The sequence below is a fragment of the Lacimonas salitolerans genome (genome assembly GCF_042677865.1).
GTDB classification, from domain to species: domain Bacteria; phylum Pseudomonadota; class Alphaproteobacteria; order Rhodobacterales; family Rhodobacteraceae; genus Lutimaribacter; species Lutimaribacter salitolerans.
Window position 1 is genome coordinate 1 of the sequence record NZ_JBHUDD010000061.1, and the last position, 518, is coordinate 518.

Genomic DNA, 518 nt, shown 5'->3' on the forward strand with positions numbered 1-518 from the left:
CCCTGTTCCACGACCTTGACGAGAGCAAACTACTCTTTGCCTGTGAGGGGCGCGATGCAGACACCATCAAGACCTTTGCCGAAAGCTTCCCGCGCCACTCTTGTGATCGAGGATCAGGCGCTGCCCTTTACAGGTGGCCAGTAGGTCAATGATCCCGTTGAATTCCGCACCCGATGCTTCACGTCTCTGGATCGGCACCTCGCACTCGATCTGCGTATAGCCCGCAGCCGTCAGCCACTGCTTAAGCGCGTCCGCCTGTGCCTGCAGCCCATCCAGCGTCAGCTCGTCAAAGCCCGTAGCCGCAGACAAACGCGGACGCAGATCCGGGCGCAGCAAGAGAACGCGCATCGCCTTGTGAAGAGCGGTGCCAAGCGCGTTGCGGGCCGCCATAACAGCGGGCGCGTCAAGCCAGCCTGTTGCGCTGATCCGGACGGGTACGCGCCTGGAACGCCGAGCACGGCCCCGAACAAGAAGTTATTTTCCGGCAGGTCCATACGCCTGGCAAGATGGGCCTGTCG

1 protein-coding gene is annotated in these 518 nt (G+C 62.0%); it reads right to left on the bottom strand.

Annotation, left to right across the window (positions count from 1 at the left end; genetic code table 11):
- Positions 1 to 66: 66 nt before the first annotated feature.
- Positions 67 to 390: a PD-(D/E)XK nuclease family protein gene (locus ACFTOW_RS13230; protein ID WP_379916483.1), complete on the bottom strand. Its 324-nt coding sequence runs from the start codon at positions 388 to 390 to the stop codon at positions 67 to 69.
- Between the last annotated feature and the right edge of the window lie 128 nt (positions 391 to 518).